This window comes from Pseudomonas sp. FP2254 (assembly GCF_030687695.1).
In the GTDB taxonomy this organism is placed as follows: Bacteria; Pseudomonadota; Gammaproteobacteria; order Pseudomonadales; family Pseudomonadaceae; genus Aquipseudomonas; species Aquipseudomonas quebecensis.
In genome coordinates this window covers 2,277,127-2,297,999 of record NZ_CP117444.1, presented here as the reverse complement: position 1 = coordinate 2,297,999, position 20,873 = coordinate 2,277,127, and the positions used below count along the sequence as shown (strand labels likewise).

At 64.2% G+C, this 20,873-nt stretch carries 8 protein-coding genes; 4 read left to right on the top strand and 4 right to left on the bottom strand.

Going from position 1 to position 20,873, the window contains the following annotated elements:
* Positions 1 to 2: 2 nt before the first annotated feature.
* Positions 3 to 14,030 (bottom strand): non-ribosomal peptide synthase/polyketide synthase, encoded by a 14,028-nt coding sequence (locus PSH94_RS10665; RefSeq protein WP_305437420.1) that lies wholly within the window; start codon positions 14,028 to 14,030, stop codon positions 3 to 5.
* A gap of 209 nt (positions 14,031 to 14,239) precedes the next feature.
* Here PSH94_RS10665 and PSH94_RS10660 point away from each other — a divergent pair, with 209 nt between their 5' ends.
* Positions 14,240 to 14,491: a type II toxin-antitoxin system HicA family toxin gene (locus PSH94_RS10660; protein WP_034096965.1), complete on the top strand. Its 252-nt coding sequence runs from the start codon at positions 14,240 to 14,242 to the stop codon at positions 14,489 to 14,491.
* Positions 14,488 to 14,850, top strand: coding sequence for a type II toxin-antitoxin system HicB family antitoxin (locus PSH94_RS10655; RefSeq protein WP_305437419.1), 363 nt, complete (start codon positions 14,488 to 14,490; stop codon positions 14,848 to 14,850). The genes PSH94_RS10660 and PSH94_RS10655 overlap by 4 nt, the downstream gene beginning before the upstream one ends.
* A 148-nt stretch (positions 14,851 to 14,998) precedes the next feature.
* Here PSH94_RS10655 and PSH94_RS10650 read toward each other — a convergent pair whose 3' ends face one another.
* The 3 genes from PSH94_RS10650 to PSH94_RS10640 form a co-directional block, all read right to left on the bottom strand.
* Positions 14,999 to 16,354, bottom strand: coding sequence for an MATE family efflux transporter (locus PSH94_RS10650; protein WP_253506792.1), 1,356 nt, complete (start codon positions 16,352 to 16,354; stop codon positions 14,999 to 15,001).
* A 150-nt stretch (positions 16,355 to 16,504) separates the two neighbouring features.
* A complete protein-coding gene (locus PSH94_RS10645) occupies positions 16,505 to 17,704 on the bottom strand; it encodes a hypothetical protein (protein ID WP_305437417.1) in 1,200 nt (399 codons plus the stop codon).
* Positions 17,705 to 17,927: 223 nt separating this feature from the next.
* The gene (locus PSH94_RS10640) at positions 17,928 to 18,758 is read right to left on the bottom strand and encodes an IclR family transcriptional regulator (protein WP_253506786.1); all 831 of its coding nucleotides are present in this window, start codon (positions 18,756 to 18,758) and stop codon (positions 17,928 to 17,930) included.
* A 243-nt stretch (positions 18,759 to 19,001) separates the two neighbouring features.
* Here PSH94_RS10640 and PSH94_RS10635 point away from each other — a divergent pair, with 243 nt between their 5' ends.
* Both PSH94_RS10635 and PSH94_RS10630 read left to right on the top strand, forming a co-directional pair.
* Positions 19,002 to 20,030 (top strand): ABC transporter ATP-binding protein, encoded by a 1,029-nt coding sequence (locus PSH94_RS10635; RefSeq protein WP_305437414.1) that lies wholly within the window; start codon positions 19,002 to 19,004, stop codon positions 20,028 to 20,030.
* Positions 20,027 to 20,872, top strand: a complete 846-nt coding sequence (locus tag PSH94_RS10630) for an ABC transporter permease (RefSeq protein WP_181077063.1) — start codon at positions 20,027 to 20,029, stop codon at positions 20,870 to 20,872. Before PSH94_RS10635 ends, PSH94_RS10630 begins: the two co-directional genes overlap by 4 nt.
* The last annotated feature ends 1 nt before the right edge of the window (position 20,873 follow it).

The following is a 20,873-nucleotide window of genomic DNA, read 5'->3' as shown; positions in this document are numbered from 1 at the left end:
GGTCAAATCGCCTCTAGTTCGCTCAAGAAGTCACGAAGGTCGTCAAAATCTTCCGCGCTGCCGGCACGGAGGGTGGCTGCGGCCTGGACATAGGCACGCAGGGTTTCGGTCTGGAACACTTCCACCAGCGGCACGTCCAGGCCCAGCTCGGCCTGCACCCGCGAGGTGATCTGGATTGCCAGCAGCGAATGCCCGCCCACCTCGAAGAAGTTGTCGTTGAGTCCCACCTGGGGCAGGTGCAGCACCTGGGCCCAGATCGCGGCGATCTGCTGCTCCAGTTCGGTTTCGGGGGCTACGTAGGCCTGTTGCATCAGGCTCACGTCCGGCTCCGGCAGGCCCTTGCGGTCGAGCTTGCCGTTGGGGGTCAGGGGCATGTGCTCCAGGAACATAAAGTGCGTGGGCACCATGTAATCCGGCAGGCGCGCTTTCAGGGCGCGGCGCAGGGTGTCGCGCAATGCGCTGTCGTCGGTGGCACGGGTCGGCACCACATAGGCCACCAGTTGTTTACCGGACGGGCCGTCGTGGGCCACCACCACGGTTTCGCCGACACTGTCCTGTTCGCGCAGGCGTGCTTCGATCTCGCCCAGCTCGATACGGAAGCCTCGGATTTTCACCTGATGGTCAACGCGGCCCAGATAATCCACCACCCCATCCGGGCGGCCACGGGTCAGGTCGCCGCTGCGGTATACGCGGCTGCCGGGCTTGCCGAACGGGTCCGGCACAAAGCGTTCGGCGGTCAGCGCCGGGCGGTCCAGATAACCCCGCGCCACGCCCTCGCCGCCCAGGTACAGCTCGCCGGCCACGCCGATCGGTTGCAGGTTGAGTTGCGCGTCCAGGACGTAGCCGCTGCGGTTGCCCAGCAACGTGCCGATCGGCGCATACACCGCGCCGCAGGGGTCGCCTCGGCGGGCCTTCCATAGCAACGGCGTGACCACGGTTTCGGTCGGGCCGTAGCCGTTGAACAGGTAGGTCGGTTTGAGCGCGCGCCAGGCCAGGTCATAGCTGGCCTGGGCCACCGCATCGCCGCCAAAGCAGTACACGCGCACATTCGGCGGGTTGCCGTCGCGCTCGGCATGCTCGGCCAACTGTTGCAGGTACACCGGCGGGAACACCGCCATGGTCACGTGGTGGCGGTGCATCTGCTCGTAGGTGTACTCCGGCAACCATAGGCTGTCGTCGCGGATCAGCACGCTGGCGCCGTTGATCAGCGGGTGCATCCAGCCTTCGTGGGAGCCGTCGAAGGCGAACGACATAAAGTGCAGCTCGCAGTCGTTGGGGCCGGTTTCGTAGCGCTCGCCGGTGGCGATGATATGCGCCACCAACGGGCCGTGCGCCACCGCCACGCCTTTGGGCAGGCCGGTGGAGCCGGAGGTGTAGATCACGTAGGCCAGGTTGTCGCCGTCCAGTGCGACGTCTGGCGCGGTGGCGCGGTGATCGGCCCAGGCGTCGGTATGGTCGATAGCCAGTGTTTGCAAACCCTCGACCATCGGCAACTGCGGCAACGCGCTGCTGTGAGTCAGCAGCAACTGCGCACGGCTATCCTGGAGCATGTACAGCAGGCGGTCGCGCGGGTATTCGATATCCAGCGGCACATACACACCACCGGCTTTCATGACTGCCAGGAACGCCACCATGCTCTCGGCACTGCGCGGCATGGCGATGGCTACGCGCACTTCCGCGCCGACGCCACGAGCGATCAGGGCGTGGGCCAGGCGATTGGCCTGGCTGTCCAGCTCGCCATAGGTGAGGGTCTGCGTAGCGAATTTCACCGCCACGGCGCCGGGATTTTCCCGCGCACGATCGGCGAACAACTCGTGCACCAGGCGCCGGGACGAGAAGCCGGAATCGGTGCGGTCCCACAACGCCAGGATCTGCTGCCGCTCGTGGGCGTCCAGCAGGTTCAATTGGCTCAGGCTTTGCTGCGGGTCGGCCACCATCGCTTGCAACAGATTCAGCCAGTGGCTGGCCATGCGCTCAATGGTTGCAGGGGCAAACAGGTCAGTCGCGTAGCTCAGGGAAGCACGCAGCAGGGTCGAACTTTCTTCCACGTCCAGCGCCAGGTCGAACTGGGCCACGTGTTCGTCCCAGCTCAGTACGTCGACCTCCAATTCGGTGAGGCGCTGCAGATGGCGCTCGGCAGCGCTCATGCGGTGGTTGAACATCACTTGGAACAGCGGGCTGAGGCTCATGCTGCGTTCAGGCTGCAAGGCTTCCACCAGTTGCTCGAACGGCAGGTCCTGATGGGCCTGAGCTTCCAGGGAACGCTGACGAGTCTGTTGCAACAGCTGCGCCACGCTCATTTGCCCATGGACATCGGCCTTGAGCACCTGGGTATTGACGAAAAAGCCGATCAGCCCTTCGGTTTCCAGGCGATTGCGGTTGGCAATCGGCACGCCGATGCGCACATCTTCCTGGCCACTGTAACGGTGCAGCAAGGCTTGGTAGGACGCCAGCAACACCATCGGCAAGGTCGCTGCACTGCGTTGCGCGAGGTTGCGCAGGCCCGCCAGCAGCGGGCCCGACAGCGCAACGCTCAGGCGCGCGCCGCGATGGCTTGGCAGCGCCGGGCGCTGATAGTCAAACGGCAACTCCAGCACCGGCTGCACGCCGCCCAACTGCTCGCGCCAGTACGCCAGTTGGCGGTCTTTCTCGCCTGCGTCCATCCAGCCGCGCTGCCACACGGCGTAATCTGCGTACTGGATCGGCAATGCCGGCAACTGCGCGGTATGGCCCTGGCTGAAGGCGGCATACAGCTGAACGAGCTCCTCGACCAGCAGTTGCATCGACCAGCCATCGGAGACGATATGGTGCTGCACCAGCACCAGCACATGCTCCTGCGCCGCCAGGCGCAGCAATTGCACGCGCAGCAGCGGCCCACGCAGCAGGTCGAACGGCCGTGCGACGGTCTCGGCGACCCGTGCCGTGAGCGCGGCTTCATCGATATCGACCCGCTCGATTTCAATCCGCACCCGCGCCTCGATTACCTGCACGGTGCCGGCGGCGTCCTGGCGTATATGGGTGCGCAGGCTTTCATGCCGCGCCAGCAAGGCGTCGAAACTGCGTTGCAGCGCAGCCAGGTCCAGCGCGCCTTTCAAACGCAAGGCACTGGGGATGTGGTACGCCGCGCTTTGCGGATCCAGTTGCCAAAGGAACCACTGGCGTTCCTGGGCGTAGGACAGCGGTAATGGCTGCTGGCGGTCGGCGGGCAGCAACGCCGGAGCGCGTACGCCCTCCTCGCCCAGTGCATTTACGAAGTCACTCAGCACGGGCTGTTCGAACAGCCGCTTGAGCGCCACTTCCACCCCCAGCGCCTGACGCACCCGCGAGACCACGCGAGTGGCCAGTAATGAGTGCCCACCCGATTCGAAGAAGTGATCGTCCAGGCTCACCCGAGGCAGTTCCAGCACCTCAGCCCAGATCGCCGCGATTGTCTGCTGGCGTGCGGTCACCGGTGCGACGTAGGCACCGCCCGACAGACCGGCGTCAGCCTTGGGCAGCGCTTTGCGGTCGAGCTTGCCGTTGGGGGTCAGAGGCAGGCTGTCGAGGAAGACCAGGTGCGCGGGCACCATGTAGTCCGGCAAACGCGTGCGCAACGCTGCCTTATAAACCTCGGCCGGCTGTGGCGTCGCCGTCACCAGATAAGCGATCAGACGGTCGTTATCGGCCAGCACCACGGCCTCGCGCACGGCCTCGAAATCGCGCAGGCACGCTTCGATTTCACCGAGTTCGATACGGAAGCCCCGCACCTTGACCTGATGATCGACCCGGCCGATATACGCCACCACGCCGTCGGCGCGATAGCGCGCCAGATCGCCGGTGCGATACAGGCGTTCGCCCGGCGCACCATAGGGGTTGGGCACAAAGCGTTCGGCCGTCAGCGCCGGCCGCGCATGGTAACCGCGTGCCAGGCCCGCCCCGCCGATCAGCAGTTCGCCAGGGGCACCGACCGGGTTGGGCGACAGCCCGGCATTGAGGATGAACAGCTGGGTGTTGGCGATGGGCCGTCCAATAAACGGCTGCGCCTGCAGCAGGCGATGCGCCGCCGACCAGATGGTGGTTTCGGTGGGGCCATACAGGTTCCACACCGGGCCCTGCAGGTCGAGCAGGCGCTGGGCCAGATCGGCCGACAACGCTTCACCGCCGCACAGGCTCTTGATGCCGCGCAGCAGAGGCGCGCGCGGGCTTTCCAGCAACATGCGCCACGTCGATGGCGTGGCTTGCAGCACGTTGGCGCGCTGGGTGTGCGCCAGGTCGAGGATCGCCTCTGGATCGAGCGCCAGGGCCTGTTCGCCCAACAGCAGCGTGGCGCCGACGCTCAACGGCACGTACAGCTCCAGGGCAAAAATGTCGAACGAGAACGTGGTCAGCGACAGCATTCGCGCGTCGGCCGCAATCTCCAGCGTGCCGGCCATGCCGCAGGTAAAACTGCACAGGGCCTCGTGTCGCACCATCACGCCCTTGGGCTTGCCGGTGGAGCCCGAGGTGTAGATCACGTAGGCCAGGTGTTGCGGTGTGACGTGGACCGTCGGGTTGTGTTCGGCACCGCCGGCGTCGTCGACCAGCACCACCTGCAGGCCCTGGGATTGCGCCAGGCGATCGTGCAAGTGCGCCTGGGTCAACAACACCCGGGCGTGGCTGTCTTGCAGCATAAAGGCCAGGCGTTGCGCCGGAAATTGCGGGTCCAGCGGCACATAGGCGCCACCGGCCTTGAGGGTCGCCAGCAGGCTGACCACCATCTCCGCGCAGCGCTCCACATGCACCGCCACCAGCACGTCCGGGCCGACGCCGGCGGCGATCAGGCGATGGGCCAGGCGGTTGGCGCGACGATTGAGCTCACCGTAGCTCAGCGTCTCGTCATTGAACTGCAGCGCGATGGCCGCCGGCTGTGCCTGGGCCTTGGCTTCGAACAACTGATGCACACACTGCGTCCGTGGGTAGTCGACCGCGCTGTGATTCCAGTCCTCGATGCTCTGCTGCCATTGAGGCGCGCTGAGTATCGCCAGGTCGTCCACGGCCTGGGAGACATCGCGCACGACCGCGCGCAGCAGGTTCTGCCAATGTTCGGCCAGGCGCTCGATGGTGGCCGCGTCGAACAGATCGGTGGCGTACGTGAGCGACGCCCAGAGCCCGGCAGCCGACTCCTCGGTTTCCAGGTTCAGGTCGAACTGGGTCGTGTGACCGGCCCAGTCCAACGGCTGCAGTTCCAGGCCGGGCAACTGCGGCGGGCCGGCGCGCAGGCTGTCCTGATGATTGAACATCACCTGGAACAGCGGGTTGTGGCTCAGGCTGCGCTGCGGTTGCAGGGCCTCCACCAGTTGCTCGAACGGCAGATCCTGATGGGCCTGGGCTTCCAGCGCGCGCTGCTTGACCTGGACCAGCAACCGGTCGAACCCCATCTGCCCCTGCACCTGGGCCTGCAACACCTGGGTGTTGACGAAGAAGCCGATCAGACGCTCGGTTTCCAGGCGATTGCGGTTGGCGATCGGCACGCCTACGCGAATCTCGGATTGGCCGCTGTAGCGGTGCAGCAACGCCTGGAACGCGGCCAGCAACAGCACAAACAGGGTAACGTCCTGACGCTGTGCGAGGGCCTTGAGATCGGCCACCAGCGCGCGGTCGAGCGGCACCTGGCGCCGAGCGCCGCGATGGCTCTGCACCGCCGGGCGCGGATGGTCCAGCGGCAGTTCCAGCAGCGCGTGTTCGCTGCCCAGGCGGCGGCACCAGTAATCGAGTTGACGTTGCTTTTCGCCGGCCGCCATCCAGTCGCGTTGCCACGCGGCGTAGTCGGCATACTGAAGCGGCAGCGCCGGTAATGGGGCCTGACCCTGATACAACGCGAGCAGTTCGTCGACCATCACCTGCATCGACCAGCCATCGGAAATGATGTGGTGTTGGGTGATTACCAGCACGTGATGATCGAGGTCGACTTGCAGCAGCTTGACGCGCATCAACGGACCATCGACCAGGTCAAAGGGCCGTTGAATTTCCTGCGCGACGCTGTGTGCGAGCGACGCCGGCGCAACGCGCTGGTGTTCGACTGCAACCCCAGCCTGCGGGTGGATGACTTGCCACACCTGCTCGCCCGCCTCCCGAAACGTCGTGCGCAACGGTTCATGCCGCTGCACCAGGGCCAGGCACGCGCGCTCCAGCGCCGGAGTATCCAGCTGGCCACGCAGGTGCAGGGCCATCGGCACATGGTAGGCCGCGCTGGTCGGGTCCAGTTGCCACAGGAACCATTGCCGCTCCTGGGCATAGGACAGCGCCAGCGGCCGCTCACGCGACACCGCAACCATCGGCGGCGCGGTATCGGCCTGCACGCCCGCGCACGCCACGGCAAACGCTTCCAGCGTCGGCTGTTCGAACAGCACGCGCAGCGGTACTTCCAGCTTAAGGTCATGGCGCACCCGGGAAATCACCTGGGTGGCCAGCAAGGAGTGCCCGCCGCGCTCGAAGAAATGGTCATCCAACCCCACCGCCTCGACCTGCAGCACTGCCTGCCAGATCGCGGCCAGTTGCATCTGCAGCGCGGTCTGCGCGGCGCGATAGGCCTGGCGCGATGGGCTCAGGTCCGGGGCCGGCAACGCGCGGCGATCGAGTTTGCCGCTGGGGTTCAGGGGCAGCGCGTCGAGCACTACCCAATGCGCCGGCACCATGTAGTCCGGCAGCGACCGTTGCAGGATCGTCGCCAGGGCCTGGGTATCCAGCGCCTGCGCCAGGGCGGGCACCACATAGGCGACCAACTGCGCACCGGTCGCGCTCGGCCGGGCGATCACGGCGGCCTCGCGCACCTGCGGCAGGGCCTGCAGGTGAGCTTCGATCTCGCCCATTTCGATCCGGAAACCGCGCACTTTGACTTGATGGTCGATACGCCCCACATACTCCAGGTCACCCGCTGCGTTGCGGCGGGCCAGGTCTGCGCTGCGGTAGAGCCGCGCGCCCGGCGTGCTGGAAAACGGGTCCGGAAGGAAGCGCTCGGCGGTCAGCGCCGGGCGGTCGAAGTAGCCCTGGGCCAGGCCGGCTTCGGCGCCGATGCACAGCTCGCCGACGCCTTCACCGCCGAGCAGGTCGAAGGCACTGTCGAGCACATACAGTGCGCGCCCTTCGGTGGCGCGGCCAATCGGCACGCCGTACGCTTCGTTGGCATCCGCAAGGTGGCAGGTGTGCACGCTGGACACCACCGTGGCCTCGGTCGGCCCGTAGGTATTAACCAGGCGCACCTGCCCCAGCCCGGCGGCGTGCCAGGCGCGCAGCCCTTCCACCGACATCGCCTCGCCGCCCACATGCACCTGGCGCAGCTTGCCCAGCGTGCGGCCATCCATGGCGCACTCCTTGGCCAACAGGTACCAGTATGCTGCGGGCAGGTCGGCCAGGGTCACGTCCTGCTCGACGATTTCCCGCGCCAGTTGTCCGGCATCCCACAACTCATCACCACGCATGATCAGCGCCGCGCCCCTGCACAGCGGCGGGTAGCACTGCTCGACAAACCCGTCGAAGCTGAACGTGGCGAACTGCAGCACACGATCATCGCGACGCAACTGGCTGTAGACCGAGGCGCTGTCGCAGAACTGGCCGAGGGCGGCATGATCGATGGCCACGCCCTTGGGTTGGCCGGTGGAACCGGAGGTGTAGATCACATAGGCCAGGTCGGCGGCAGCGGCATGGTTGGGCGGATTGACCGCCGGGTAACCCGCCAGCTCCGCCCCTTCGGCGCTGAAGTCCAGGCGGGTCAGGCCCTGGGGCAGCGGCAGGTCGGCCAGCAGCCCGGTTTCGCTGAGCAGCAGGTTCAAGCGACTGTCGGCCAGCATATAGGCCAGGCGTTCGGCGGGGTATTTGGGGTCCAGCGGCACGTAGGCCGCGCCGCTCTTGAGCACAGCCAGCAGGCTGACGATCAGCTGCGGACCCCGGCGGCACGCCAGGCCCACGCGCTGGCCAGGGCCGACGCCAAGCGCCAGCAGACGATGGGCCAGGCGGTTGGCCCGCGCGTTGAGTTGTGCGTAGCTCAACCGCACATCGCCCGCCTGCACGGCCAGTGCGTCAGGGGTGCTGGCGGCCTGGACGGCGATGCGTTCGTGCACGCGCGCGCTGCACTGCGCGGCGGCAGGCGATCGGCTGCAGGCGAGCAGTTCGCGCCGGGTGTCGGGCGCCAGCAGGTGCAGGCTGCCCAACGGTGCCCGGGCATCGGCGAGCAGTTGCACCAGCAGGTGCCGCAGGTTGGCGCCGAGTCGGCTGACTTGCTCGGCACTGAAACGCGCGCGGTCGTAGCTGAACTCCAGACGCAGGCTCGCGCCCAGCTCGATGCCCAGGGTCAGCGGGTAATGGGTCCGCTCGTGGTTATGCAACGGGCCGAAAGTCAGCCCGGCGGGCGCACCTTGCTTGAGGGCGTCGGCTACCGGGAAGTTTTCGAACACCAGCAGCGTGTCGAACAGCGCGCCCTGCTGGCCGGCCCAGCCTTGAATGTCATAGAGCGGTACGTGTTCGTGATCGCGCAGGCTCAAGTTGAGGGTTTGCAACTCGCTGAGCCAATCGGCGGCCGACTGTGCCGGCGACGCCGCGCTGACCATCGGCAACGTATTGATAAACAGGCCCAACTGCTGCTCGATCCCCGGCAACGGCGCCGAGCGCCCGGCGACCGTGGCGCCGAAGGCGACGCAGGCCTGGCCGGTATAGCGCTGCAACAGCAAGGCCCAAGCCCCCTGCAGCAGGGTATTGAGGGTGATTTTATGAGTGCGGGCGAACTCGCCGAGGGCGCGGGTGAAGTCGGCGTCCAGCACCATGGGGTAATCGGCCATGCCGCTGCCGTTGACGGGCACACGCAGCGCATCGGCCAGCAGAGTCGGCGCCTCAAGAGGTGCCAAGGCCGCTTTCCAGAACGCTTCGCCGCTGGGTTGTTGCTGCAGCCAGCCGAGGTAAGCGCGGAACTGCCCCATCGGCGCAGGCACTGCATGGCCGGCATAGTGAGCGATCACTTCGGCGAGCAATTGGGCGTTACTCCAGCCATCCATCAGGATGTGGTGACTGGTGAAAATCAGGTGCCACGCATTGCCGGCGCCGCGCACCAGCATCAGGCGAAACAGCGGCGCCGCGTCGAGGGCAAAGCCCCTGTCGCGTTCAGCATCGGCCAATGCATCCAGGTCGGCGCCCGTGTCTTCGATCACCTGCAACTGCAGGTCGACCTGACGCTGGATCAGTTGATGAGCACTGTCCAGGCCCAGCCAGTGAAAGCTGCTGCGCAGGATGTCATGGCGGTCCAGAGCGGCCTGCCAGGCGCGCCCGAAGGCCAGCAGGTCCAGGCCTTGGATATCCAGGCGCAATTGGTTGATGTAGGCCTGGGCCTGGGGCTCGTACAAGGTATGGAACAGCATGCCCTGCTGCATCGGCGACAGCGGGTAGAGATCGGCAATCTGCGGCCCCGCCACGGGCAACGCCTCCAGTTGCGCCTGGCTCAGGCGCGCCAGTGGGAAGTCGGACGGCGTGACCTGCCCGGCCGGCGTGGCACAGCATTGTTCGATCACGGCCTTGAGTTCGACGGCATACTCGTTCGCCAGACGCTGGATGGTCGCCACGTCGTACATGTCGCTGCTGAAGCCCCAGCGCAACGCCAACTCACCGCCGTACACCTGCCCTTCCACGGTCAGCCAGTTGGCCAGCGGGGCCTCGGGGTCCTGGGCCTGACCGCCGCCCTGCGTCGAAGGGACGAACAGCGCCGACGCATCGAACTGGCGGTCGAATTGGCCCAGGTAGTTGAACGTGATGCGCGGCGCAACCTGGCTCGCCAGGCTTGCACGGGCATCCGGGGCGCCGAGGTAGCGCAGCAGGCCGTAGCCGATGCCTTTGTGCGGCACGGCGCGCAGTTGCTCCTTGACTGCCTTGATGGCGCTCGACAACTCGCCGCCGGCCTGCAGGCGCAGTGGGAACAGACTGGTGAACCAACCGACGGTGCGGCTCAGGTCGAGATCGTCGAACAGGTCTTCGCGGCCATGACCTTCCAATTGGATCAGCGCCGCAGGCTGCTGGCTCCAGCGGCTGATGACCCGCGCCAGAGCGGTCAGCAACAGGTCGTTGACCTGGGTGCGATAGGCCGCCGGGGCATCCTGCAGGAGTCGCCGGGTGTGCTCGGCGTCGAGACGGATTTCGAGGGTGCGGCCCAGGCGGTTCTGCAGGCCGCCATGAGGGTTGTCGCAGGGCAGATCCGCCGCCATGGTCTGCGCCCGCCAGTACGGCAGTTGCGCGTCGAGGGTCAGTGCATGGGCCTGCAATTGCTGCGCCCAGCGTTGGTAGGCGCTGGTCTTGGCCGGCAGTGCGGCGTGGCGATAAGCCTGTTGCAGATCTTCCAGCAGCACGCGCCAGGACACGCCATCGACCACCAGGTGATGGACCACCAGCAACAGCCGCTGCGTACCATCGGCCAGCGTCGCCAAGGTGGCGCGCAGCAAAGGGCCGTGTTCCAGCTCCAGGCTGCGCTGGGCTTCATCGCACACGGCGGCCAGTTCGCTGTCGTCGGCGACCTGGGTTTGCCATAGCGCCGCATCAGTGACCGGCGCGGCATGCCATTGCAGCCACTGGCCGTCCCGCTCGACGAAGCGCAGGCGCAAGGCATCGTGGTGATTGATCAACTGGGTCAGGGCCGCTTCCAGGCGTGCCGGTGCCAAGGCTTCCCGTGGGGTCAGCAGCAGCGATTGGTTCCAGTGATGACGCGCCGGGATCGCCTGCTCGAAGAAGCCGGCCTGCACTGGGGTAACGATCACGTCGCCGCTGACAGGCCCTTGGTCGATCAGCGCCAATTGCTCAAAGCTCGCCACGCGCGCGAGACTGCGCACGCTCTGGTATTGGAACAGGTCGCGCGGGCTGAGGCGGATGCCGGCCTGACGGGCGCGGCTGACCACCTGAATGGAGATGATCGAATCGCCGCCCAGTTCGAAAAAGTTATCGTCCAGGCCGACCTGGGGCACGCCGAGCACGTCGCTCCAGATTGCCGCCAGCGCCTGTTGCAGAGGGTTTTCCGGCGCGCTGTAGGCCTGCTGCGGCGCAGCGTCCGGCTGCGGCAAGGCTTTGCGGTCGAGCTTGCCGTTCGCGGTCACCGGCAGCTTGTCCAGGTGTACCCAGTGGGTCGGCACCATGTACTCCGGCAGGCTGTTGAGCAACCAGTCCTTAAGATCGTCCGGCGCGTCGCCTTGGAGAACCAGATAGGCCACCAATTGCTTGCCGCCCTGCACCAGCACCACGGCTTCACGCACCGATGGGTGCTGCAACAGGCGCGTTTCGATTTCCCCCAGTTCGATCCGCAGGCCGCGCAGCTTGACCTGATGGTCGAGACGCCCCAGGTATTCGATCACCCCGGTGGCACGCTGGCGCACGCGGTCGCCGGTGCGGTACAGACGCGTGCCGTCGCCGAACGGGCTGGGCACAAAGCGCTCGGCGGTCAGCGCCGCACGGCGATGGTAACTGCGGGCCAGGCCGGTGCCGCCCAGGTACAGCTCGCCGGGCACGCCGGCGGGCACCGGGTTGAGTTGGGCGTCGAGCACATAGGTGCCGAGATTGGCGATGGGACGGCCGATGGGCACGCAGTCGGCGCCTTCATCGACGCAGGTCCAATGGGTCACGTCGATGGCGGCTTCGGTCGGGCCGTAGAGGTTGTACAGATTGGCCGCCGGCAGCTTGGCGAACACCTGTTGCTGCGCCTCCAGCGGCAAGGCTTCGCCGCTGCACACGATGCGCTTGAGGCTCGCGCAGGCCTGCACGCCCGGCTCGTGGATAAACGCCTGCAGCATCGACGGCACGAAGTGCACCGTGGTGATGGCGTGACGGCCGATGGTTTCGATCAAGCGCGCCGGTTCGCGGTGCTCGCCAGGAGCCGCGACCACCAGGCGCGCGCCGGTCATCAGCGGCCAGAAGAACTCCCACACCGACACGTCAAAACTGAACGGGGTTTTCTGCAGGACCGCGTCACTCCCATCCAGCCCGTAGGCTTGCTGCATCCAGCACAGACGGTTGACCAACGCGCGATGGCTGTTACCGGCCCCCTTGGGTTTGCCGGTGGAGCCGGAGGTGTAGATCACGTAGGCCAGGTTCAGCGCGTGCACGCTCACTTCGGGCGATGCGCTGCTGTAGCCCTCCAGCCACTCGGCAGGCTGATCGAGGGCAATCGCTCGGATACCCGCAGTGGGCAACGACGGCAGCAGGCTCTGCTGGGTAAGCAGCAGTTGGACGCCGCTGTCTTCAAGCATGTAGGCCAGGCGCTCCTGGGGGTATTCGGGGTCGAGCGGCACATAGGCGCCGCCCGCCTTGAGAATCGCCAGCAGGCCGATGACCATTTCCATCGAGCGCTCGACGCAGATCCCCACCAGCACATCGGGACCGACGCCCTGCTCGACCAGCGCGTGGGCCAACTGGTTGGCGCGGCCATCGAGCTGGGCATAGCTCAGGGTGGTATCGCCGAACTGCAAGGCCGGCGCATCAGGGGTGGCGCGTACTTGATCTTCGATCAGGTGGTGGATGCCGCGCTCGGTGGGATAGGTTTGCGCGGTCTGGTTCCAGGTGTGAGTCACGCGTTGGAGTTCGTCGGCGTCCAGCATCGGCAACTCGCCGATACGCTGCTCGCCATCGCCCACCATGGCGTGCAGCAGGCTGATCCAGTGGCGGGCCATGCGCTCGATGGACGGCGCGTCGAACAGGTCGTTGGCGTAGGTCAGCGCGGCGTGCAGGGTGCCGGATTTTTCATAGGTGTCCAGGGTCAGGTCGAACTGGGTGGTACGGCCTTGCCATTCCACCAGGGCCAGCTCCAGGCCCGAGGCAGTGCTGACCGAAGCGATGTCGGCCACCACCGGTTGGTGGTTGTACATCACCTGGAACAGCGGCGTATGGCTCAGGCTGCGTTCGACGTGCAGCGCTTCCACCAGGCGTTCGAAGGGCAATTCCTGGTGGGCCTGGGCGCCGAGGGCATGTTCCTTGATGGCTTGCAGCAGTTCGGCGACGCGGGTTTGCCCGGTCAATTCGGTGCGCAGTACCTGGGTGTTGACGAAGAAGCCGATCAGCCCTTCGACTTCCGTGCGGTTGCGGTTGGCGATCGGCACGCCGACGCGGATATCGCCCTGGCCGCTGTAGCGATGCAACAGCACGTTGAACGCACCGAGCAGCAGCATGAACAGGGTCACGTTGTGCTGTTGAGCGCAGCGACGCAATTGCGCGGCAAGGTCCGCATCAATCGCGAAGTGATGGCGAGTGCCCTGATAGCTGGGCATGGCCGGGCGCGGACGGTCGGTGGGCAGTTCCAGCACCGGGTGCTCATCCCCCAGGCGCGCCTGCCAGTAATCCAGTTGCCGCGCCTGCTCCCCCGCTTCCAGCCAGCGGCGCTGCCACAGGGCGTAGTCGCTGTATTGGATCGGCAGCGGCGGCAGTCGGGGTGTTTCGTTGCGTTCGTAGGCGTCGTAGCTGCGGATGAATTCGTCGATCAGCACGTTCATCGACCAACCGTCGGAGACGATATGGTGCAGGGTGAGCAGCAGCACATGCTCCCGCTCGGCGAGCTTCAGCAGTTGCACGCGCAGCAGCGGACCGTGTTCCAGATCGAACGGTAACAGCGACTGGCGCACCGCCGCGTCGCTCACCGCCTGCTCCCGCTCGGCCAGCGGCAGGTCGCTCAGGTCGAGCTGCTCCACCGCCACCGAGGGCTCGATGCCCACCTGCGACAAGCGTTCATCAGCCTGGCGCTGAAACACTGTGCGCAGGGTTTCGTGGCGCTCGACCAGACTGGCGAACGCCTGTTCCATGGCCCGCAGGCTCAAGGCCCCCGTGAGCCGCACCGCGCCCGGCAGGTTGTACGCGCCACTGGTCGGGTCCAATTGCCAAAGAAACCACATGCGCTGCTGCGCGTAGGACAACGCCTGGCGATCTTCCGCCTGCACCCCGGCCGGAATCGGAAACCGCGAAAACTCCACGCCTTCTGTCTGTAAGGCCTGCAGGAACCTCTGGCGTTTTTCCAGGGGCAACCCGATAAACCGGCGAGCAAGTTTCAAGGAGTCTTCAGCATTCATTTCTTGGGATCCGGAGCAATAGGCAGGAAGCACAAAGGCACGTCGTCCCTATAAAACGAATCGCGAAAGGAAAAATTAGCGAGGGGATGCAGGCGCGAAACCGAGCGTCATCAAGGGTTACACCTGTGACGGGAAAGATGCACGTAACCGAGCTAGCATTGACGGAAACCACTTTATGCAACTACATTTAGTTACACGCAAGGAACGCCGTGTCCAAAAATGAAAAGCTGCTGGCCAAACTGCTCAATGAGCAAATGGCATTTACATGGCCCGAACTCGTCACGCTGCTGCGTCGCCTGGGCTACACACAGATCGAAGGGGCTGGAAGCCGCGTCAAGTTCGACAGTGGCGACCCCACTGCAATGATCACGCTGCACAAGCCTCACCCTGGCAACGAACTGAAGCACTACATTCGACGCCAGATCATCGAACAATTGAAATCAGGAGAACTGATTCAGTGAACAACCAACTCAAACACAAAGGCTACATCGGCTCTATCGAGGCCAGCCTTGAAGACAACTGCCTGTTCGGCAAGATCCTATTCATCAAGGCGCTGATCAGCTACGAAGGAAAAACCGTGGCTGATTTGGATGCCGCTTTTCAGGAGGCCGTGGACGACTATCTCGTGACGTGCCAGCACCTTGGTCAAACCCCGGAAAAACCCTGCAAGGGATCTTTCAATGTGCGGGTCGGACATGACCTGCATTTAGCTGCGGCGCTGGCGGCGACCCGCAGGAAAGTCACGCTCAATGACCTGACGCGTCAGGCGCTGAATGAGTTCCTGCAACATCACTTCGCAGAACTTCACCCCAGCGCATAGCAAACTACCCCAACCGCCGACACCCCAGTCATGCGCGCAAACATGCCCGCCAGCACAAAGGCGCGGGCGCCGGGAACCTGAAATAAATCCGCGTAAGGGTTTGCCATGACTCAGACGCCGCCGGTGCCGAATGTGCGCATTTTTTCTATCACACCAACCGTTTGATCTGCTTATGCCGCCATACCAACCGGTAATACGCGGTCTGCAGCCCGAGCATCGCCAAGTAGGTGACCGGGAACGCCATCCACACCCCTTCCAGACCGAAATGGGCATTGAACAGGTAGGCCATCGGCAACTCGACGCACAGCACGCAGAAAATCGAAATCGCCACCGGCATCAGCACCACGCCGCTGGCGCGCATGATGCCGCCCACCACCGCCTGAAAGCCGAACACCAGGATGCTCCACAACATGATGTGCAGCAGGTGTTCGGCGTTGACCCGTGCCGCCGCGTCGGTGATGAACAGACCGAGCAGCCAGTGCGACAGTGCATAACCCAGCACAATCAACCCGCCGGTCAGGCAGGTATTGATCAGCAGCCCGGTGCGCAGGATCGGCCCGATGCGCTCCAGGCGCCCGGCGCCGATGGCCTGGGCGCCGAGGATCGAGGCGGTGATGGCAATGGACAAGGCCGGGAACTGCACGTAGTTGACGATCTGCGTCACCGCGCCATAAGCCGCCGTGGCCTGGGAGCCGTGGCCGTTGACCAGGGCCAGGATGACCAATTCCGACAACGACAACACCACCATCTGCAGGCCGGTGGGCAAGCCGATACGCAGGACTTTGCCGAGAATCGCGCGGTCCAGGCGTAACGCTGCAAACAACTCGCGGTCCGGTGCCATTACATGATTTTTACCGCGCAGGCGCAGGATCAAAAACAGCATCGCCGCAGCGTTACCCACCAGGCCGGCGTACACCGCGCTCTGGATGCCCAGCGGTGGCAGGCCGAGCCAGCCGCGTATCAATGCCGGAGTCAGCAGCAAGCCGACCAGGGTCGAGACCATCAGCGCCAGCAAGGGTGAAATCGTGTCGCTGACCCCGCGCAACAGTTGGGTGTAGAGGATAAACACCAGCAGCAACGGCATGATCAGCATCATCATCCGCGCATAGCCGACCGCATCGTCGAGCACATCCAGCGGTGTCCCCAGTGCCTGCAACGCCGAGCGCGCGAACAGGCTGCCAAGCACCGCCGCAATCAACCCCACCAGTGCGCCCAGGGTCAACGTGGCGCCGGTAATCGACTTGACCATGCCCGTTTCCTGGGCACCCCAGGCCTGGCCGATCAATACCGACGCGCCAGCGCCCAGGCCGATCACCAGGGCAATGAAAAAGAACACGATGGGAAACATCCCCGAGACCGCTGCCAAAGCCTGGGTACCGAGCATCTGCCCGACATAGATGCCATTGAGGGTGCCGGAAAAGCTCTGCAGGAAGTTGGACAGCACCATGGGTGCGAGAAAGATCAGGTAGACCTGCCACAGCGGGCGTTGCAAAGGGCTTTGCATGAAAAACGGGGCCTCGGATCACAAAAGCGTTCGAGGGTTATACCGTAATTGGATCCGACCTTCCCGAGGTTTGTCCTTTATCGAGATGATGATCAGCCGAGCTGCCTTGCTAACCGCCATAGCGGCTCGAGCTGACCAGACCACGCGATCTCAGTTGGCGTCCGGCTTTCGTTTTCCCATCATGTAGTCGATGTTGATCATATCGAATCGGCGGTCTTCAGCGCCCGGACCGTTGTCGCCAATGCCGATATCCGTTTCACGCAACAAGCCTGGGCGTCTCAGCAGTTCAGCCGCCAGTTGGCGCGCCTCTGGAGTGAACGTTCGAGTTGACGGCCTCTTACCTGCTGCCTCTTCCAGTTCGGTGACGTTGATGAACCTGTCGTTGGCGCCCGCCGTATATTGCCTGAAGTTATCCTTGATACCTTTAAGCAGGTCGTAATCGCTCATTCCCTTATCGTTATCGGAGAGGTAAACAAGGTCGTCTCGGGAGAAGCGGCCATCCACCGAACCGCTTTGACCACGGTCGAGCGACTTGAACAAGTCACCCCGATTCTGCACCTCCCTGGCGATGTCCACTTCATCCCGGGTCGCTGGCCGCCCATCCAAGTGAAAGCCGCCGGCGATGGAACTCAGTGATTTATCCGTGATAAACCCTGGGGCATCCGGATCTTCCAGCGCGCTGAAACGGGCCAGTACTTTATTGGAAAGGGCTTCGTTGCTGTCGTTGGCATAAGGCTTGGCGTCATATCCCGAAGCCTTACCGCCCAAGGTGTCGCCTGTAGAGGAAGGCCACGGCGCAAAAACCTGGTTCATTCGTTGTTGCCGCATTCCTCCGGGCATGCCTGCAGGACCGACCTCCCGCATGGCTGACGAGAAGGCGGTGGACGCGTTTCGCGCGCTGGACAGAACCGTATTCGCGAGCTGATCGTCTGCGTTCATAAGAGAGGACGTATTTGGGGCGCCGTACACCGCCATACTCTCGAGCACATCGTCCGGACTGATAAGACCATCCTGCTGACCACCATTGGTGATGCCATCCAGCATGTCAGCCATTTCAGGATTGCGGGAAATCTCCCTGGCGAGCATGGTCATCCGGTCATGGTAAGGGTCGCCGGTCATGGGACGTTCGGCCACATGCTCAAGCGTGTCACGCGAAACGAAAGGAGAACCTGGGGTTCTGAAATAGTCGAAGTTGTTTGCAAACTCTCCCAAAATACGCACAGGAGGAAGCGCTCCACCGCTCAGTGCAGGTTGACCTGCACCACGCCACTGACCTTGGCTGACTGGCATCGCGTTATAGGAAGCCTCGTTTCTCATGCAATTTGGCGCAGGCGGATAAAACATGCTCATCATCATTCCTCGTTAATGGAGTCCTACACTGTCAACCCAGGCAAACCCTGCACTGGATCACTTTCCCTGTGTGGCGGCCTACGACTTAACGGTTCCAGCACCCCGCAGTAACAGTACAACCCCCTGAAAGAACATGACATTTGCATGCTCGGACCACGGCCCGAACGCAGTGAGAAAAGTATCCCCGCCAAAGTAGGCCTTGCCCTCCGATTCAGCCCCCAGGTCAATCGCCAAACGTCTTCGACGGCCTGCGCAACGTCGGATCAAACGGATTGATCCTCGGCCCGATGGCCACGGCCTCGCGCTTGAGCAATTCCACCACCATCGGCAGGCGGCTCGGCCCCAACCGGTCACTGATGGTCGCCACACTCAATGCGGCCACCGCGTGCCCATCGCGATCGAGGATCGGCACCGCCAGGCCCGCCATGCCTTCCAGCACCCCGGTGTTACGCGCCGCGTAGCCCAGGTTGCGCACATTCTCCACTTCCGAACGCAGCAGCACTTCGTCGTACAGGTGAAAGTCCTTGAGCCGGGGCAGGTTGTAGCGGATGACGGTTTCGCGCTCTTCCTCCGGCAGGAACGCGAGGATCGCCAGGCTGCCCTGCCCCACGCCCAGCGCGACGCGCCCACCGATGTCACCGGTGAAGGTGCGGATCGGGTACGGGCCTTCGCTGCGGTCCAGGCAGATCGCATCGAAGCCGCTGCGCGCCAGTAGAAACAGCGAATCGCCCAGGGACGCGCTCAGGCGCAACAGACTGGGGCGCACCAGATCGCGCAGGTTACCGGTCTTGCCCGCATTGGCCGCCAGGGCGAAGAACTCCAGGCTCAGGCGATAGCGCTTGCTGCGCGCGTCCTGCTCCACCATCCCCTCCTCCATCAGGCTGCGCAGCAGGCGGTGGGTGGTGGGTTGGGACAGGCCGACCTGTTGCGCAAGCTGGGTCACACGTTCGCCGTCTTGCGAAACCTCGCCCAACGTACGCAGCAGCGCAAACAACCGTGATACGCCGCCAGCACCGACTTCCTTGAGGTTTTCATTCCGCTCAGTGGAATCCATATCGCCTGTCCTCTCTTTTAATTTTGGTGAGTGAATAAAACTGAAAAAAGTAGTCCGTTCAGTGAAATTCCATCTTCCACGCATCCTAGTCTTCGTCCTAATCTGCGTCCACAGGGGCGAAAACGAACAACACACGGCAGCCGACTTGAGATCGAGCGCCAACGCACCCGCAACATTCTTTTCGCATCTGCCCAAAACAAAAAAAGCGCGTTTCGACGCGACTGAAAAAGGTGGAACGCAGACATGGCATTTCTCCAACTCATCGCCTTGAGCAAACGCTACGGCGCCGTCGACGCAGTGGTTGCCACCGACCTGGCCGTGGAAAAAGGCGAGTTCGTTTCCCTGCTCGGCCCATCGGGCTGCGGCAAGACCACCACCCTGCAAATGATCGCCGGCTTCGTCGAGGTGACCAGCGGCCAGATCCTGCTGGATGGGCGCGACATTACCCATGCCAAGCCCGCCAGCCGTGGCCTGGGCGTGGTGTTCCAGAGCTACGCGCTGTTCCCGCACATGAGCGTGCGCGACAACGTCGCCTTCGGCCTGAAGATGCGCAACGTGCCCGCCGCCGAGATCGCCGGCAAGGTCAAGACCGTGCTCGATCTGGTGCGCCTGGCCCCCCACGCCGAGCGCTACCCGCGTGAGCTGTCCGGCGGCCAGCGCCAACGCGTGGCCCTGGCGCGCGCCCTGGTGATCGAACCGCCGGTGTTGCTGCTGGACGAACCGCTGTCCAACCTCGACGCCAACCTGCGCGAAGAGATGCAGTTCGAGATCCGCCGCATCCAGTGCGCCGTGGGCATCACCACGCTGATGGTCACCCACGACCAGGCCGAAGCGCTGTCCATCAGCGACCGCGTGGTGGTGATGCAGGCCGGCCGCGTGACCCAGATCGACGCGCCCTACACCCTCTACGAACACCCACGCACACGCTTTATTTCTGACTTCGTGGGCAAAGCCAACCTGTTGCCCGGCGATTACGACACCCTCGGCATGCCGCAAGTGCGGCATGAAAGCGGCGACGGCGAACTGACCCTCAGTCTGCGCCCGGAAAAAATCCAACTGGTGGACGCCGGCAGCGGGCGCCTGCAAGGCCAGGTGCTCGACCGCTTCTTCTTTGGCAGCCAATGGCTTTACCGCATCCACACTTCGTTGGGTGAAATCACCGTGGTGCGCGCCAACGACGGCAGCGCGCCGCTGGCCAACGGCGCGGTGGTCGGCCTGGAATGGCCGGCTGAGCTGCTGCGCGTGCTGGCCACCGACGAGGTGCGCCCATGAGTCGGGGCTACCTGCTGTCGCTGCCGGCGCTGCTGCTGTTCAGCGGGCTGCTGATCCTGCCGCTGGGGCTGACCCTGGTGCTGTCGTTCAACGTGTTCGATTATCAGGTAGGGGTGAAAGCCGGCGAGTGGACCTTGGCCCATTACCTGGCGCTTTTCAGCGACGCGTACTTTTACGAAATCTTCTGGCGCACCTTCTGGATCAGCGCGCTGGTCACCCTGCTGTGCGTGGTGATCGGCGTACCGGAGGCCTACATCCTCAGCCGCATGGGCACGCCGTGGCGCTCGATCTTTCTGATCCTGATCCTCACCCCGCTGCTGATTTCAGTGGTGGTGCGCGCGTTTGGCTGGAGCCTGCTGCTCGGCGCCGACGGCCTGATCAATCAGTTGATCCAAGTGCTCGGCGGGCGCCCGGTGAAGCTGTTGTACACGCCGTTCGCGGTGATCATCGCGCTGGTGCATGTGATGCTGCCGTTCATGATCATTCCGGTGTGGACCTCGTTGCAAAAACTCGACCCGTCGGCCGAACAGGCGGCGCTGTCCCTCGGCGCCAGCCAGGCCACGGTGATGCGCAGGATCGTGTTGCCCCAAGTGATGCCCGGGGTGCTGTCCGGCACCCTGATTGTGTTCGGCCTGGCCGCCAGTTCGTTTGCGATCCCCGGCCTGCTCGGCGGGCGGCGTCTGAAAATGGTCGCCACCGTGGTGTACGACCAGTACCTCTCGGAACTCAACTGGCCCATGGGCGCGACCATCGCGGTGGTGTTGCTGCTGGTCAACCTGCTGATCATGTTGAGCTGGAACCGCCTGCTCGAAAGTCGCTACAAAAAGTCCCTGGGGGTTTAGA

Bases quoted from the DNA above. Each gene is read 5' to 3' on its own strand.
- PSH94_RS10665 (WP_305437420.1), bottom strand. From the start codon at position 14,030: ATGAATGCTGAAGACTCCTTGAAACTTGCTCGCCGGTTTATCGGGTTG.
- PSH94_RS10650 (WP_253506792.1), bottom strand. From the start codon at position 16,354: ATGCAAAGCCCTTTGCAACGCCCGCTGTGGCAGGTCTACCTGATCTTT.
- PSH94_RS10640 (WP_253506786.1), bottom strand. From the start codon at position 18,758: ATGGATTCCACTGAGCGGAATGAAAACCTCAAGGAAGTCGGTGCTGGC.
- PSH94_RS10630 (WP_181077063.1), top strand. From the start codon at position 20,027: ATGAGTCGGGGCTACCTGCTGTCGCTGCCGGCGCTGCTGCTGTTCAGC.
- PSH94_RS10645 (WP_305437417.1), bottom strand. From the start codon at position 17,704: ATGAGCATGTTTTATCCGCCTGCGCCAAATTGCATGAGAAACGAGGCT.
- PSH94_RS10635 (WP_305437414.1), top strand. From the start codon at position 19,002: ATGGCATTTCTCCAACTCATCGCCTTGAGCAAACGCTACGGCGCCGTC.